Raw genomic sequence first — 15,539 nt, 5'->3', positions numbered from 1 at the left:
AACTAAGCGCTTTACTAAACGATAAACAACCTCGCAAAATAGAAATGGTCTGTGCACTGGTGAAACAATGATTATCCGAAATATTCTTGTGGAACTTTGCAAAAATATTGTAATTTGGAACCAAAAGTTCAAAAAAGTCAATTTCATGAAATTGTTCCGCAACTTAATCTTCACATTATTACTTGTTAATTTCTTTTATCAGCCGGTCTTTAGTCAGGACACTGTAAGGTATTTAAATCGGGAATACCGCGATACAAATAAAGTAGCAGCCCAATATGTAGTATCTCTGTTTTTTACAGATTCTATTCCTGATTCGAAATGGGTTTACCCCAACAGTAAAAGATGGGAAAAAGGCCCGTTTAGTTTCAAAGATACCGCCAAATATGGTTATTGGCAATACTATTCCGATTCTTCAACAATAACAAAAGAGGGCAGGTACGTAAAAGATTCCCTGGAAGGGCCCTGGAAATATTACCACCCCACGGGAGAAATTTGCGGAAAAGTTATGTTTGATGACAATGATGTGGTGGAAGCCCAATATTTCGACCTGGAAGGAAACCCTGTAAGCGACGATGAAGCAAATCATTTTGCCATGTTTCCCGGAGGCCAGAATGCTTTGTTTAATTTTATTTCTCAAAACATTCATTATCCCAACAGAGCCAGAAACCGTGGTTGGCAAGGAAAGGTATATGTTCAATTTATTGTAAATGATACGGGCAAAATAAGCAATGTTAAGATTTTTAAATCTTCAGGACACAAAATAATTGACAAGGAAGCCTTGCGCGTAATTCTTGCCATGCCCTTCTGGAAGCCCGCAAAAATGCACAACCAAAAAGTCAATATGAGATACCAGGTGCCTATCAACTTCAAATTGACTGGCAGAAGGCCGAAAAAGAATAACGCTAACCGATGGGAACCCCCACGATGATAAACCACATATCATGAAAAATACAACAATTACACTCCTGCTTCTGACAATTGTAACAAATTGTTTCGCCCAAAACGATCCCGCTCAATATGTTAATCCGTTTACGGGCACTCAGGACATGGGGCACACCTTTCCCGGAGCCGCAGTACCTTTTGGCATGGTTCAACTCAGCCCTGATACCGATACGGTAATGTTTTTTCACGAGGGCGAATACAATAAGGATGTATACCGCTATTGCGCCGGCTATCAATACAACGATTCTACCATTGTTGGTTTTAGCCACACGCATTTCAATGGCACCGGGCACTCCGATTTGGGAGATTTTCTCATTATGCCGTTTAAAGGTCAACCCAAACTAAATCCGGGTACTTCCACAAAACCCGACAAAGGCTATCGCAGCCGTTACAGCAAAGCAACCGAGTTGGCTTCTCCCGGCTATTACACCGTTGAATTAGATGATTATAAAGTTAAAGCTGAGCTAACTGCTACCACGCATGTGGGCATCCACCAATACACATTCGAATCGAAGAGCAAACGTAAAATATTACTGGATTTATTTCATGGCATTTACAATTACGATGGCAAAGTCATCTGGTCATCCATTCGGGTAGAGAATGATACACTCATCACCGGTTACCGGCAAACACAAGGTTGGGCGCGCGAACGAAAAGTGTTTTTTGCCATCACATTCTCCGAAAAAATTATGGATTACCGTTTAGTAAACCAGAAACCGGAAAAATACAATGGTTTTTGGCGAAAATTCGACAACATTGAACGTTTCCCCGAGTGTTCGGGCAAGAAAATCAAAGCCTGGTTTCAATTTAAAGAGTCCTTGAAACCGGTTTACCTCAGTCCAAAAGATTTACGAACCGGAACAGAACCGCCACCGAAAATTGGTCAACCACTAAAAGTCAAACTTGCCATTTCTGCCGTAAGCATTGCAGGCGCCATCAAAAACCTGCAACAGGAAGCACCGCACTGGAACTTTGAACAATATAAATCAGAAGCAAGAAAAAAATGGAACAAAGCATTTAAAAAAATTGAGATTGATGCCGGACGCGAAGTAAAGGAAAACTTATACACTGCCATGTATCACGCTTTCATGAGTCCGATAGTTTATGAAGATGTAGATGGCCGGTACCGTGGTCTGGACCAGCAAATTCATGAATCAACAGATTTCACAAACTATACCATATTTTCGCTTTGGGACACGTTCCGGGCGCTGCACCCGCTGCTTACCATTTTGCAACCCGAACGCACATCCGATATGGTCAACTCCATGCTGGCGCATCAGCAGGAAAGCGCTCACGGCATGTTGCCCATTTGGTCGCACTACAACAATGAAAACTGGTGCATGACCGGCTACCATGCAGCATCGGTAATTTCCGACGCCATTGTGAAAGGAATTCAGGGCATCAACATTGACACTGCACTGCATGCCATGAAACGCACTGCGTGGTATCCAAAATACGATCAAAACCAGATCTACCGTATCCGAGGCTATGTGCCGTTCGACGATGGCCCTTACTCCGTGACCAAATCACTGGAATACAGTTACGATGACTGGGCTGTTTTTCAGGTGGCTAAAATGGCCAATCAGGAGAAACTGGTACGGGCACTTCGCGTCAGAGCAGAAAACTATAAAAATGTATTCGACCGGAAAACCGGACTCATGCGTCCCAAAATGCACGATAAAACATGGCTCAATGATTTTGATCCGCTAGCTACTCATGGCATGGGTTTTATCGAAGGCAATGCCTATACCTACACCCTCTTCGTGCCACATGACATAATGGGCCTTGCCTTCCTGAAAGGCAGCGACGAAGCGCTGGCACAACACCTCGACACTTTATTTAGCATGCCATTGCCCGAAGAAAAGTATGCAAACACCGAAGATATTGAGTCGGTTGGCATCATCGGAAATTACATCCATGGCAATGAACCCGGCCACCATGTGCCGTACATGTACAACTACGTGGGTCAACCCTGGAAAACAGAGCGCATGGTTCGGCGCATCAACAAAGAGATGTACAAAGCCACTCCCGATGGCTTATGTGGCAATGATGACTGCGGACAAATGTCGGCCTGGTACATATTTTCTGCCCTGGGATTTTATCCGGTCACACCCGGCACAAATCAATACGTATTGGGATCACCAAACATTAAAAACGCTAAAATCAATTTAGACAATGGAAAAACCTTCGAAATTGAGGTAAAAAACCAATCGCCCGAAAACAGGTATGTGCAAAAAGTATATTTAAACGGTAAGCACTGGCCAAAGCTGTACATCACACACAACATGATAACTGATGGAGGCAAGCTAACCTTTGAAATGGGGGCCAGTCCGAATAAAGAGCGCGGGCAACAATATGGAGACAGACCATATTCCCTGTCGGGAGAACATTAAAATACACGTAATGCTTTTTACCATAAGAACCTTTTCAATCTTCCTGCTTTTTTTACTTGCAACCACAAATGCCACATGGGGACAAACCGTTTTTGAAGGGAAAATATTTGATAAAGCAACCCATCAACCTATTCCCTATTCTACTGTTGAAATTCCCGGAATAAAAACGGGCACCGTTGCAGACTCAGCTGGTAAATTCTCCATAAGAATTAATACCGAGGTAGATAGCTTTTCCGTCATCATATCCTCGCTTGGATACGAAACAATTCATCAAACATTTAAGCTCGGGAACAATTACAAGAAGATTTACCTTCAAAAAAAAATTTTTAATCTTGAAGAAGTCACCGTAGTTCCAAAAAACTATATCGAAAAAGAATTGGGAATCATAACAAAAAAAGCCCCTTACGAATTATTTGGAGTAATCGGCATTCAACATGGCATTCAAATCAAAAATACAACAGAAAAAAGTGGTTATGTAAAAAATGTGAGCTTTTACATAAAGAAAAACGGATTCCCCAACTGCCCTTTTAGGATCAGAATTTACCAAATGAATACTGCAACCAATTTGCCTGGAAAAGATTTGGCTAATAAAAACATTATAGTTTCCTATTCAGGGAAAGGGAATAAATGGTTTTCCGTTGACCTGGCTAAATATCAGATTCCATTTCCAAAAAAAGGAGTTTTTGTTGCCATGCAATGGATAAACCAGGGTGAAGCATTTTATTACCCGGTCAACTTTGGCAAACACAAACGAAAAGAAAAGTACGCTACCAGGTATGGCCTTATTCTGGGATTCAGCAAACCCGATTACGAACCATTATCGTGGTACAAATATTTGGGCAATCCATGGACGCATTTCAAAGGGCGCAGCCAGCCCATGATAAAAGCTGAAGTACAGGTAACATCAGATATTTGAACAATTAATAAAAGTAACCGAGAATTTTAAAATATTAAAAAAACGGAGTGTTTCTTAAAACTTCGGATATTTTTATCCCAAAATTCATAAAAATACCAAACAAGGTTATATTTTTGTTGGCAGATGGGCAGAAACAGAATCATAGAACGTTTCATGATATGGCGCAGTACCAATGTGAGTGACCGCCAGTATGTCAATTTTTTGAGTTTAATAATTGGTATTATGGTAGGCTTTGCAGCCGTAATCATCAAAAACTCTGTACACCTCATTCAGGAACTGCTTACTTCCGAATTTACGGTAGATTTACACAATTTCATGTATTTTGCCTATCCCGCCATTGGCATATTATTGGCAATAATATTTGTACGCTACATAATAAGACGAAATGTGGGACATGGTATTCCAACCATTTTGTACGCTATTTCGAGAGACAACGGTTACATAGCACGCCATAATACATTTTCTTCCATAGTCACCAGTGCTTTAACCGTAGGTTTTGGTGGTAGCGTTGGATTGGAGGGTCCTACCGTAGCTACAGGAGCGGCCTGGGGTTCAGCGATTGGACGTGCCTCCCGGCTCAACCGCCGGCAAACCCTTCTGTTACTCGCCTGTGCAGGAGCCGGAGCCATGTCGGCCATTTTCAAAGCTCCCATTGCAGCCACGATATTTGTGCTTGAAGTGCTTATGATTGACCTTACCATGGCATCAATTGTTCCGCTGCTTTTTGCCTCCAGCGCTGCAGCACTTACCTCATACTTTTTTCTGGGTCAGGATGTGCTATATCCATTCGAGGTGGTTCACAAATTTGTCATGAGTCAAACACCATATTATGTGGGTATAGGAATCGTTGCCGGCTTTTCATCAGTATATTTTGCCCGCATGTACAAATACCTTCAGGGCCAATTTGACCGGGTAGAAAGCTCTTTTAAACGGTGGATAGCCGGAGCCTCAATGCTCGGAGTGCTTATTTTCCTGTTCCCTTCGCTATACGGTGAAGGATATGAGGCCATTAACCAGGCCCTTCAGGGAAATCACGAGTATTTGTTTAACAACAGCGTATTTTATGACCTACGCACAGAAACATGGGCCATTATTGGGCTTTTTCTGCTGGTCATGTTTTTCAAAGCTATTGCCACATCGGCTACTTTTGGTGCCGGAGGTATTGGAGGTATTTTTGCCCCAACGCTTTTCATGGGAGCCAACACCGGATTATTATATGCTAAAATTATCAACCTTACCGGAATTGAAAATATCCCTGAGTCGAACTTTGCACTGGTAGGTATGGCGGGCCTTATTGCAGGTGTTTTACATGCTCCGCTCACAGCCATTTTCCTCATTGCTGAAACTACCGGCGGATATGGTCTCATCATGCCACTTATGATTGTGGCAGCTACTTCCTACGCGGTGGTGCGCATCTTTGAGCGTTACTCTGTTTACACCTATCTTTTGGCACGCCGTGGTGACCTTTTCACCCACAACAAGGACCAGGTGGTGTTGTCAATGATGAGTGTACGCAACCTCATTGAAACTGATTTCCGTACTATCGACCCCGATGCAACGCTCGGTGATTTGGTTAAAGAAATTGCCCTGAGTAAAAGAAACATCATTCCTGTGATTGAAGAGGATGGGCAGCTTCAGGGTATAGTTTTTATTAATGATATCAGGCACATCATGTTTCGGCGCGAACTTTACAAGAAAATTTATGTAAGAGAACTTATGTTTATGCCTGCGCCAATTGTGGACCCGAATGAATCTATGGACGAAGTAGCCAAAAAATTCAACCAATCATCTCATTACAACCTGCCCGTGGTGCGCAATGGAAAATACTACGGGTTTGTATCACGTGCCAATGTTTTCTCCAGCTATCGCAAAATGTTGAGGGATTTTTCGGAAGAATAAAGCCTGATACTTGCCAAATTTTGATAAATACGACAACTAAACCCTCCAAATTCATATAATTTTGACAAGGTCACTTGCTAAATTCACACAAATTTGTTAAGTTTACATAAAAACATCCCGATGAAATGGATTGAAAGACATATTGAAAAAGAGTTTAGCCGAAATCTTAAGCCCGGTAAAGTGCTGACTATTTTGGGAGCACGACGGGTTGGCAAAACATCTGTTATTAAAAAATACCTTGAAAAGTCAGAATCAAGAATTTATTTGGGAACAGGTGACGATTTGGATTTACAAGACATACTGTCATCACAGCGCTTAAGTACAATAAATGCAGCTTTCAGGGGTTACGACATTGTATTTATTGACGAAGCACAGCGCATTCCCAACATTGGAATGGGTTTAAAGCTTATGGTAGATTCCAACCCGGATATGAAAATCATTGCCAGCGGGTCATCATCGTTTGAATTATCAAACCAATTAGGAGAGCCTTTAACCGGCCGCCAAATTCCTTATAAAATGTTCCCTCTGTCCATGCTTGAACTATCGAACAATTACGGTGGAATGCACATATTTCAAAATATCAACAACTACCTAATTCATGGCGCTTATCCGGAAGTGCTTACCGCCAGCAATGATGAGCAAAAACAGTTTTATCTAATTAACCTTCGCAACAGCTATCTTTTCAAAGATATCCTTGAACTGGAAAAAATCCGTAATGCTTCAAAACTTTCGGATTTATTAAAACTTTTGGCTTTTCAAATTGGGAATGAAGTTTCGCTGAACGAATTATCCAATAGTTTGGGGTTAGCCAAACAGACCATAGAACGTTACCTCGACTTACTTGAAAAGGCTTTCATTATTATAAAAATAAACGGTTACTCATCAAACCTGAGAAAAGAAGTTACAAAAACATCCCGGTACTATTTCTGGGACAATGGTGTACGCAATTCGCTCATTAACAATTTCAACAATCCGGACACACGCATGGACATGGGCATGTTGTGGGAAAATTTTTGCGTGATAGAAAGAATTAAAAAACAGCACTACCATCAAATTTTCGCAAACAATTATTTCTGGCGCACTTACGACAAACAAGAGGTTGATTTTGTGGAAGAGCGCGATGGTAAATTGTTTGGCTATGAATTCAAATGGAATCCAAAAAAAAGAACAAAGAATCCGAAAGCTTTTCTTTCAACTTATAAAAACGCAGAGCTGGAAACCATTCATCCGGAGAACTGTCTGCCATTTTTGACTTAAGACTATAAACCCCAATTAAAATCTTTCGCATAAGGGGTAATATTAATTTCAATACTAAAAGAAACAAAAAAATCCGCATATATTGTCACAAAACGTAATCTTGCTTGTCTGAGAAAGTACAAAACACAAAAAATGGATTTTGAAAGCATATACACATCAAATTACACGCTCATTTACAAATACTTATTGCGTTTAACCCGATGCCACGAGTCCAGCAGAGACCTTACACAGGAGGTTTTTGAAAAAATGTATATGCAAATTAACACAGAAAAAAACAAACTCAAAAATCCCAAATCGTGGCTGTATAAAGTTGCTTACAACCTGTTTGTCAATCACCACAAAAAAAAGCAACTCGAAGATATTTATCAACAGGAAAAAAAGCATTTGAACAACAAGAATACTCCAGTTTTATCTACTGAAGAACAAGAAAAACTGGAAGAACTTGAAAAAGGCCTGGCAAAACTCAGCAAAGAAGAATATCATTTACTGATGCTTTACCAGGAAGGATTAAAATACCGCGAAATGGCTGAGGTACTAAACATGAACCCGGCATCAGTAGGTAAAACATTGTCAAGAACCATTGAGAAACTACAAATACTAATTAAGGAGGAGTGCCATGAACTGTTTGAAAAATGAAACCATACAAGCTTTTCTGGATCATGAATTAACTCCGGAACAAACAAAACAGGTTGAAAATCATCTGAAATTCTGCATCCAATGCAGAGAAAAGCTACATTCTTACAAAAACGAGTTGCAAGCTATTGGGCAAATGCTGGAAAATGAACGACCTACAACCGGTCAAATCACAATTCCCAAATTCAGCAAGCCAACATTGAAAACAAAAAAGTTATGGCCAAAAGTGAAAATATATGCATCGGCAGCAGCGATTGTAACGCTGATAACCATATCTGTTTTATTCCGGCAACAACGGATTGAGCAACAAAAACTGTACGACCTGAGAATGCAGGAATGGGAAATGATGCAACAAGCCAGCATGAATGAACAATGGCAACAACGCATGGTAACCATTACCATCACAGATAAAAACGGAAAAATAATAGAGCAGTTCAATACCGAGAATTAGATAATACTTTGAAGGCGCCATTCAAAGCAACAAATAAATAATTAAAAACTTAAGCAAAATGAAAAAGCATATTCTAATATTATTTGCAGGCATCATAAGCCTTTCAATTTCAGGGCAAAATACCACACATTACAATGATGGCATTACAAAGTTTGAAGCAGTTGACGCTTATGGTGCACAAACAGATTGGCACCAGGTGTTCTCCGATTATCACCAAAAAATACATAAACGTCCTGTAGGTAAATACAGAAAGATAGTCACTGATAATGAAGGCAATACATACATGACCCAAAAAACAAAACACACTATCTACAAATTCTCTGCAGATGGGAAAAAAACAGCAAATATTGGATCACACGGATCAGGAGAAGGACAGTTCCCAATGCTACCTGAGGTGCAAGGTGTTTTGGATGGGAAATACATTTACACCACTGATGTTCAGGGAAGGATTAGACTGTTCAACCTGGATGGTGCATTTTACAAAAATGCGCAAATAGATTATATGCCATTAAATTCAGTACCATTAAAAAACAATAAAATAGCAATTTTAGGACATGTGCCCATGGGAGGAGGGGATGTCCGCAATATTATTAGCATTAAAAACATCATTACCGGGAAAGAGCAAGTGATCTGGAAAAAAGACAGAACCCGTGAACAAGACGAAGAGAAAACTATTGTTGTAAACCTGGAAGGCAAAGGCATGATTTCATTTAATCAAATCTTTTCAAACCCAGGCTTTTTCAACCCACAAATTGCTTCCACAAAGGATGGAAACCTGATTATTGCATTTCCAAAATCAGGCAAAATTGAAGTCTATAGCCCCGATGGCAATAAAATTAATTCATTTAAAATAGATATTGAGCCGCTAAAGATAACCGAAGCGGACCGAAGAGATTATTATGATGCAGCAATGCAGAAAGCAAAAGTAGTGGAAAAAAGCATTAAAGAAAGTACACATTATAATAAAAAAGAAAAGCAACAACTGATAGATGGATACTACAGGGGTGTAGAGATGTTAAAAGATCCCAATTACTACCCCTCTAACCTACCCTATTTTGCAGAATTACTTATTGATGACTCAAATAACCTTTGGGCAGTAAAATACTCCACCAAAGAGGCTGCAGAATCATTTCAACTCTACTCTTTCTCTGAAGATGGCGAATACCTGGGTACATCAAAGGTTGAATCTGAAGATTTTAAAATTGTATTGAATCCCGATCAGATTCAATTTCATAACGGAAAAGTAATAGCAGTCGTGCTGGATAAAAACGATAAAAACATACCATTGCGTCTTAAAAAATTCAGCCTGAAATAGGCCAGAAAAGAATTAGGTGTTTGGAATATTTAAAAAGAAAATCAAGCTGCCTGCAAGATAAAGGCAAAGCTTGATTTTCAATTTATATACAGGCCTCCTAAAGTCTTCAAACAGTTTTTTCTCCCTGCCAGCACATCTTTAGTTCTCATAACAAACAATATTTCCATTTCCCAACTACAAAAATGGTTCGATTGTACATATAAATACGAAACTAGTAATTATTACTTCCTGGAACCATTAAAAAAATCTGTTTGCCTTAAATTTTAAAACAAAACCAAGGGTTATTTGTATAAACTTTACGCAACATAAAATACTACTAAATAGATAATTAAAGATTTTTTTATATTTTTTTCAAACTTTTTAAAACAATTCCTACATTAGAACTGTTCTAATTAACGAAAGATGAAAAACAATAATAAAAATATAAGGAAAATTATAAGTGACCACGATCTCAGGGTCACCCCTCAGCGAATAGCTGTTTTGGATGCATTAAAACATCTGAAAAGCCACCCAACAGCAGATGAAATCATTCAATACATTCGAACCGAGTATCCCAACCTGGCCGTGGGAACTGTTTACAATGCGCTTGAAACTTTTACTGAAAAAGGCATAATTAAAAAAGTTAAAACCGATAAAGATGTAATGCGCTACGATGCATACACAGATAAACACTACCATCTTTATTGTGAAGAAAGTGGCCGCATAGAAGATTATTACGATAATGAATTAAAAGAACTTATTGAAAACTATTTCGAGAAGAAAAAAATAAGTCATTTTAACATAGAAGATATTCAAATTCAAATCAACGGTAGATTTAAAGACTACCATAGAAAACATTAATTTTTTAACACCTAAAAAACAGAATTATGAATTATTTAGAAATAATAGGACAGAAAGAAGAAAACGCGAAAAAAATTGCATTAAAACTCAACGATTTACTTGCAGACTATCACATATTTTACATGAACCTGCGTGGACTGCACTGGAATATTAAAGGTCCGCAATTCTTTGCCCTGCACAATAAGTTCGAAGAACTTTATGACGACGCAGCAGAGAAAATTGATGAAATTGCAGAGCGCATATTGTCCATAGGCCAAACACCAGTGCACTCATTGAGCGAATACACCAAAAAAGCCGGTCTAAAAGAAGCGTTGAACGTAAGTGAAGCAAAACCAGCCATCGAGGTAGTGCTTTCAGGATTCAAATACCTGTTAGCAAAAGAAAGAGAGTTGTTGGCATTATCTGATGAACTCAATGATGAAGCTACCAATGCTATGATGAGCGATTACATTTCCGAGCAGGAAAAACTTGTATGGATGTTTCATTCAACCACACGCTAATAAAAATCGATTTCATTGATTGGTGCTTTAGGTACCAACCACTATAAATATTAAATAATTATTTACAAACCATAAAAATTAATCACACATGGAACCTAAAGAAAATTCTTTTCCATTAATTGGGGACAAACTTCCCGAAATGACCGTACAAACTACTCACGGTGAAAAAAAATTACCGAAAGATTACAAAGGCAAGTGGCTTGTTTTATTCAGCCATCCGGCAGACTTCACACCGGTATGTACTACTGAATTTATGGCTTTTGCCAAACGCAAAGAAAAATTTGACGCGTTGAATGCAGAATTGCTGGGACTTTCGATCGACCAGATATTCTCACACATTAAGTGGGATGAATGGATCAAAGAAAACATGGACGTTCAGATTCCTTTTCCAATAATAGCGGACATGAACGGGTCTGTTGCCGGAAAATTAGGTATGGTACACCCTGGCAAAGGAAGCCAGACTGTGCGCGCAGTATTCCTAATAGATCCGGAAAGTACAATACGTATAATTCTTTACTACCCGCAGGAGATTGGTCGTAATATGGAAGAAATCCTTCGTGCACTTGAAGCGCTGCAGGTTTCGGATAAACAAAAAGTTGCTATGCCTGCAAACTGGCCAAATAATGACTTTATGAAAGACCGGGTAATTATTCCTCCGGCCAATAATATTCAGGATGCCAAAAAGCGTAAAGACCAATATGATTGCTATGACTGGTGGTTCTGCCACAAAGAATACAAAAAATAATTATCACAGAACACATATAAAAGCGGGCGTTTGTCCGCTTTTGTTTTTATTGCCTCTTTTTAAATTATCGTCGCAACTACATCAATTACATAAATGCTTGTTGTTAGAATGCGCCAATTATATAAAATCTTATAAATATAAAAAATTGCAAAATGAGCTATATAACAGTCAAATAGCCACTTTAACATTTCGTTAATAAAAGCTACAAAATCTTTTTCCGTTATAAAATCAAATATTACTATATTGCAGCTTTAATTGCTAATGGAAAAAAAGCAGGAAAATATTATCATTTCGTACAACGGCAAACTCAACTACGAAATTATAAATGAGTTATTGGAAGATTTGAACAAAAAAATGACCCGTTCAGATCTATCCACTTTATGTCGTAAACGTGTTTATTCAACAGCAGTAGAATCGCTGGAAAATATCCTGCGGCATGCCAAACAATCTTCAGATGAACATTTACCCCGTTTTACTGTAAAAGAATTACAGAACAGCATCATGATAGAGACCTGCAATCTCGTTTCAAAGGCACAACGAAATGAACTGGAAGAAAAAATTGAATATATCAACGCCAACAATAACAGGTTGAAACAACTTTTTGCAGAAAAGTTACGCAACAGCCACATTAGCAGTGAAGGAGGTGCAGGACTCGGTGTTTACATAATCGGCAAGAATGCAAGTCGAAAAATTGCTTATTCATTCAACAGGGTAAGCGAAAAAGAATCATATTTTTGTATAAAAATAAAGATATTGCAGCATGGATAAAATCAAAATACAAGAAACAAAAGCAACACCCGCAATTACACTGGACGCTGAAAACCTGAAATTTGAAATTGCAGGTTGCTCAAGGCCCGAAAATGTAAGGGAATTTTACATGCCGGTAATCAATTGGTTTGAAAAAGCCCTCGAAGATACAGACGTTATTCATAAAAATATCAAAGACGGAGAAACGATCAATTTCGACTTCAAACTTTCCTATTTCAATTCTGCTTCAGCCAAATTTATCCTCGATATATTGCTATACATCAACCAACTACACAACAACGGTATTGATATTAAAATCAACTGGTACTACGAAGAAGGAGACGAAGACATGAGAGATGTCGGAGAAGAACTCGCCGAAATGGTTGATTTTGAATTCAAGTACATTATGATGAATGAGTAGGATCCTGCTCATCATTTTCATGCTTCTTTATATGCTCAATATCTACCAAATCCGGAAAATATTTATCTATCGTATCGCCATTCTTTTTTAGCTGAAGATCCTTCCATTTTTTTATCCGCTCTCTGTTAATCTCCTGCTTTGCGTCTATTAATGCCTCATAAGCATCTGTTTGGACCTTGTCATTCTGTGCTACCTGCAATTTCGATTGCCGCTCAAGATCTGATTTAAACAAATGTTTTTTATAAGCATATTTCCAAACCTGTTTGCGGGCCTTATGACTCAGGGCCGTTTGCTCGGCCTCAAGTAATTCATCATATGGTCCTCTTGAACTAATTAGCTTAACTAAAACAGGAGATATTTCAATTACCACAAAAAGCAAAAGAATAAAAACTGAAGCCCAATGAACCGTTGGCTCCTGGTCCTGCAATTGACTCAATGCCCGCAAACGAGATAAAAAACCATTGGCTCGTGTAATAACTATTTGATTTGCTGCAGCCAGCTCATCCTTTTTTCGGTTCAAACGGGCAATACGTTCATTATTGGAATTAATTTGTGGCACCAGCCGTGCCCTTAAACCTTCAAGTTCATTCACAGCATAAGTATACTCCTGCTGTTTTTCTTTGTATACAGGCCCCTTCCCCATAATACCAACAGGGCTTCTGCCTTCAGCTTCAGCAATCATTAAATTATAGAGCTCATTGCGCCTTTCAGCCTTTTCAGTAATTAATTGCTGTAAAGAATCATTCTCTTGTTTAAGCTCTCGAATTTCACCAAACTGACTCGATACACTTTGCATTTGATCCTGGCGCTTGTCCAGCTGTGCTTTTTGCACCTGTAAATCAATTTCCTTTTCAAACAATTTCATCTCTATAGGCCGGGCCACTACCACTGCAATAAAAAGAGCCAGAATTATACGCGGTAAAGCCATTCCAAATTCTTTGCTCCATTTGCGCTCTTTTTTTAGACTTGCCACCAGATACCAATCCAGGAAAAATATCAATGTTCCCCAGAAAAGACCAAATATAACAGCAAGCCACATTGAATTAAAAACCAGGTTAAATGCATATCCACCTGAAATAGATGCCATAATTCCCGTTAAAAAAACCACTGTCCCAATTCCTAAAAACATATTAATCTCTGTGGGACATTTTTTCAATAGGTATATTCTGGCACCTGAGCACCACAGAAAAAAACGCGCAATTGCATTTCCCCGCCAGCTTTTCGAATCTTTGTCGGTCTTCATATTTAATTGTTTACTCAAAATTACGAATCTTTTCAGAAATGATTGTCCGAATCTGTAAAGATAATAATGCTATCCATTGAAATCAGATTAAGTTGCATCAACAAGGCCGTAAAAAACTGTGTGTGGCAATAATGCCAAATCATAGCTTGTAATAGTCAAATAAATTATAACCCTTATTGGGTTCAACGACGGCCCAATATTTGTATCTTTGCACGCAAAATCAGCAATTTCAAACACCACAACAATTATGGGAAGACTCCTGGCCATCGATTACGGACTTAAAAGAACCGGCATAGCTGTTACAGACCCTGACAGAATCATTGCAAGTGGCTTAACCACAGTGCCAACACACACACTACTAAATTTTTTATCAGATTACATGGGTAAAGAACAAGTAGACGAAATAATTGTTGGATTACCCATGCAAATGAATAACCAGCCATCGGAAACTGAACCACATATTAAAGGTTTTTTGCGAAAACTGAGTAAAAAGTATCCCGACATACCGTTACAAAGAGTAGATGAGCGGTTTACCTCAAAAATGGCCCATCAGACAATGCTTGATGGAGGGTTAAAGAAAATGCAACGACAAAATAAAGCATTGGTAGATGAAATCAGTGCTACAATTATATTACAAACCTATTTAAATAAGCCTTTTTAAAATGATATATCCTGTTACCGTTATTGGTCACCCGACACTCAGAAAAAAAGCAGAAGCGATTGATCAAAACTACCCCGAGCTCGAAAAAATTATTGACAACATGTTTGAAACCATGTACCAGTCTGATGGCGTTGGGCTTGCAGCCCCACAAATAAATAAATCAATCAGACTCATTGTAATTGACGCCAATCCCATGGCAGAAGATGATCCGGAGTTAGAAGGTTTCAAAAAAGTATTTATTAACCCGGAAATGGTTGAAGAATGGGGCGAAGAAAAACTTTTCAACGAAGGTTGCCTGAGTATTCCGAATATAAGAGAAGATGTGAGCCGCCAAGGCGAGATAAAACTCAAATATTATGACCGGGATTTCAATCTGAAAGAAGAAACTTTTGCCGGAACAAAAGCCCGAATTATACAGCATGAGTATGATCACCTGGAAGGCATACTCTTTACTGATCTTATCTCACCTTTGCGAAAAAAAATCCTTAAAAGTAAATTATTAGGTATCTCAAAAGGAAAATTTAAAGTTACCTACAGAACAATTTTAGGTAAAAAGTAGCAAATGAAAATCTCAAA

General features: G+C 38.7%; 16 protein-coding genes. 15 read left to right on the top strand and 1 reads right to left on the bottom strand.

The window, feature by feature from the left end; genetic code table 11:
* Window positions 1–145 precede the first annotated feature (145 nt).
* The 13 genes from ACTB0Y_RS11660 (at window position 146) to ACTB0Y_RS11600 (ending at window position 13,059) form a co-directional block, all read left to right on the top strand.
* Window positions 146–928, top strand: a complete 783-nt coding sequence (locus ACTB0Y_RS11660) for an energy transducer TonB (RefSeq protein ID WP_463206996.1) — start codon at window positions 146–148, stop codon at window positions 926–928.
* 13 nt (window positions 929–941) lie between these two features.
* The gene (locus ACTB0Y_RS11655; RefSeq protein WP_463206995.1) at window positions 942–3,335 is read left to right on the top strand and encodes a GH92 family glycosyl hydrolase; all 2,394 of its coding nucleotides are present in this window, start codon (window positions 942–944) and stop codon (window positions 3,333–3,335) included.
* A 10-nt stretch (window positions 3,336–3,345) separates the two neighbouring features.
* Window positions 3,346–4,251, top strand: coding sequence for a carboxypeptidase-like regulatory domain-containing protein (locus ACTB0Y_RS11650; protein WP_463206994.1), 906 nt, complete (start codon window positions 3,346–3,348; stop codon window positions 4,249–4,251).
* 123 nt (window positions 4,252–4,374) lie between these two features.
* Window positions 4,375–6,150, top strand: coding sequence for a chloride channel protein (locus ACTB0Y_RS11645; protein WP_463206993.1), 1,776 nt, complete (start codon window positions 4,375–4,377; stop codon window positions 6,148–6,150).
* A 120-nt stretch (window positions 6,151–6,270) separates the two neighbouring features.
* The gene (locus ACTB0Y_RS11640) at window positions 6,271–7,407 is read left to right on the top strand and encodes an ATP-binding protein (RefSeq protein ID WP_463206992.1); all 1,137 of its coding nucleotides are present in this window, start codon (window positions 6,271–6,273) and stop codon (window positions 7,405–7,407) included.
* Between the two features lie 132 nt (window positions 7,408–7,539).
* On the top strand, window positions 7,540–8,043 hold the full coding sequence (locus ACTB0Y_RS11635) for an RNA polymerase sigma factor (RefSeq protein WP_463206991.1): 504 nt from the start codon (window positions 7,540–7,542) through the stop codon (window positions 8,041–8,043).
* Window positions 8,024–8,491 (top strand): anti-sigma factor family protein, encoded by a 468-nt coding sequence (locus ACTB0Y_RS11630; protein ID WP_463206990.1) that lies wholly within the window; start codon window positions 8,024–8,026, stop codon window positions 8,489–8,491. Before ACTB0Y_RS11635 ends, ACTB0Y_RS11630 begins: the two co-directional genes overlap by 20 nt.
* Before the next feature lie 58 nt (window positions 8,492–8,549).
* Window positions 8,550–9,806 (top strand): NHL repeat-containing protein, encoded by a 1,257-nt coding sequence (locus ACTB0Y_RS11625; RefSeq protein ID WP_463206989.1) that lies wholly within the window; start codon window positions 8,550–8,552, stop codon window positions 9,804–9,806.
* Window positions 9,807–10,208: 402 nt separating this feature from the next.
* Window positions 10,209–10,646, top strand: coding sequence for a Fur family transcriptional regulator (locus ACTB0Y_RS11620; RefSeq protein ID WP_463206988.1), 438 nt, complete (start codon window positions 10,209–10,211; stop codon window positions 10,644–10,646).
* A 26-nt stretch (window positions 10,647–10,672) separates the two neighbouring features.
* Entirely contained in the window at window positions 10,673–11,146 is a 474-nt protein-coding gene (locus ACTB0Y_RS11615; protein ID WP_463206987.1) for a Dps family protein, read from the top strand.
* 88 nt (window positions 11,147–11,234) lie between these two features.
* The gene (locus tag ACTB0Y_RS11610; protein ID WP_463206986.1) at window positions 11,235–11,891 is read left to right on the top strand and encodes a peroxiredoxin; all 657 of its coding nucleotides are present in this window, start codon (window positions 11,235–11,237) and stop codon (window positions 11,889–11,891) included.
* Between the two features lie 261 nt (window positions 11,892–12,152).
* On the top strand, window positions 12,153–12,659 hold the full coding sequence (locus ACTB0Y_RS11605; RefSeq protein WP_463206985.1) for a SiaB family protein kinase: 507 nt from the start codon (window positions 12,153–12,155) through the stop codon (window positions 12,657–12,659).
* Complete coding sequence (locus tag ACTB0Y_RS11600) at window positions 12,652–13,059, top strand: DUF1987 domain-containing protein (protein ID WP_463206984.1); 408 nt, start codon at window positions 12,652–12,654, stop codon at window positions 13,057–13,059. The genes ACTB0Y_RS11605 and ACTB0Y_RS11600 overlap by 8 nt, the downstream gene beginning before the upstream one ends.
* On the opposite strand, the gene ACTB0Y_RS11595 is transcribed toward ACTB0Y_RS11600, so the two are convergent.
* Entirely contained in the window at window positions 13,043–14,302 is a 1,260-nt protein-coding gene (locus ACTB0Y_RS11595) for a DUF4407 domain-containing protein (protein ID WP_463206983.1), read from the bottom strand. The genes ACTB0Y_RS11600 and ACTB0Y_RS11595 overlap by 17 nt on opposite strands.
* Window positions 14,303–14,549: 247 nt before the next feature.
* Between ACTB0Y_RS11595 and ruvX the strand changes: the two genes are divergently transcribed.
* Together ruvX and def are read left to right on the top strand one after the other, a co-directional pair.
* On the top strand, window positions 14,550–14,963 hold the full coding sequence (ruvX, locus tag ACTB0Y_RS11590; RefSeq protein WP_463206982.1) for a Holliday junction resolvase RuvX: 414 nt from the start codon (window positions 14,550–14,552) through the stop codon (window positions 14,961–14,963).
* A 1-nt stretch (window position 14,964) separates the two neighbouring features.
* Complete coding sequence (def, locus tag ACTB0Y_RS11585; protein WP_463206981.1) at window positions 14,965–15,522, top strand: peptide deformylase; 558 nt, start codon at window positions 14,965–14,967, stop codon at window positions 15,520–15,522.
* The last annotated feature ends 17 nt before the right edge of the window (window positions 15,523–15,539 follow it).

It is taken from the genome of Salinivirga sp. (assembly GCF_055145285.1).
This window is presented reverse-complemented; position numbering and strand designations above follow the sequence as displayed.